This window comes from Neotamlana laminarinivorans, assembly GCF_020523925.1.
Classification (GTDB): Bacteria; Bacteroidota; Bacteroidia; order Flavobacteriales; family Flavobacteriaceae; genus Neotamlana; species Neotamlana laminarinivorans.
Genome location: NZ_JAJAPW010000021.1, coordinates 1 through 1,562, shown reverse-complemented (window position 1 = coordinate 1,562; position 1,562 = coordinate 1). Strand labels below are relative to the sequence as shown.

Sequence of the window (1,562 nt, the reverse complement as noted above, 5' to 3'; positions counted from 1 at the left end):
AACACTGTGTATAATTAATTGCTAGGTTCTTCCCTACTTGCGAAAATTCCTGCGGAATTTTCTCGGGTTCGTAAAAGTTTGCTAATTTAGTTGCTTAACCACGCAACTAACCATACACAAACACGTTACCCAACATTTGAGAAACATCATATTCATAACAATTTTCCTTCTAAGTACAATCTGTACTGCTCAAAACAATGATTCTATTCCTGAATCTGAAAAAGAGTATCTGGAATTATTAAACTATACGCCAAAGAATTTTAAAATTGATTTAGAAAATAAACCTTCGAGCGAATTTCTAAAAACTGAACTGAATTCAATTTGGAAACTAAAGTTTGCGTATGAATTGAAAGACAAACTAAACGATAACGAAATTAAATTGTTGGAAGACCAAATTAATCAATTAGCAGTTGCTTATTTTCTGGAAAAAAAGCCAATTATTATCGAAAGTGTTGGAGGATACTCTGGATGTCCTGAACAGTTAGTGACGAGTGAATTAAATAATGAAACGAAAGTTACAATCTTGAACTTTTGCTCTGGAGGTTGTATCGTGAATAATAAAACGGAGGATTTTATTCGAATTTTTAATAATCGAACGGAAAAACTACTGTTGAACTGAAAACAAAAAACGTTGGGTAACACCGTGTATAATTAATTGCTTTTTACGTGCTTACTTGCGAAAATTCCTGCGGAATTTTCTCGCGTTCGTAAAAGTTTGCTAATTTAGTTGCTTAACCACGCAACTAACCATACACAAACACGTTACAAAAAATAGCTCCGAACTCACTCAGACGCGGAAAAATCCGATGGAAAACTAAATCTGAATTTGACCAAAGCAACGCGCGGAATTGAACACTCAAACTCTGAATTTTAAAACTCTTAATCTGACAATCGTTACGTGAAATCTCACTCTTGCGGAATTGAGCAAGGTTGTGGAATTTTACAACGGCTGAAAAAAGCGTTGTTTACTATTCGCGATTTTTTTTTGGAGAATTTTAAGTTAGAATATTCTAAAAAACTCATAACCTGAATTTTGAAATTTTGCGCGGACAAAATGCTGTGCAAAACCAATCTGACGTGTCGCTACATTTTGTAACACCGTATAAGTTTAATTGCTTCTGATTTTCCTGCGGAAAATCCTCGCATATTTATTATCTTAGTTCCGTAATCTGAAAATCCTCTCGGATTTCCAGCGCAACTAAGCTTATACAAATACGTTACAAAAAATAGCTCCGAACTCACTCAGACGCGGAGAAATCCGATGGAAATATAAATCTGAATTTGACAAAAGCAACACGCGGAATTGAACACTCAAACTCTGAATTTTAAAACTCTGAATATGACAATCGTTACGCGGAATCTCACTCGAGCGGAATTGAGCAAGGTTGCGGAATTTTACAACGGCTGAAAAAAGCGTGGTTTACTGTTCGCGATTTTTTTTTTTGAGAATTTTAAGTTAGAATATTCTAAAAAACTCAAAACCTGAATTTTTGAAATTTTACGCGGACAAAATACAACCTTAAACCAATCTGACGTGTCGCTACATTTTGTAACACCGTATA

The 1,562-nt window shown here is 34.6% G+C and carries 1 protein-coding gene; it reads left to right on the top strand.

The window, feature by feature from the left end; genetic code table 11:
- The first annotated feature begins 136 nt into the window (after positions 1-136).
- Positions 137-619 (top strand): hypothetical protein, encoded by a 483-nt coding sequence (locus LG649_RS15865; protein WP_226544801.1) that lies wholly within the window; start codon positions 137-139, stop codon positions 617-619.
- The last annotated feature ends 943 nt before the right edge of the window (positions 620-1,562 follow it).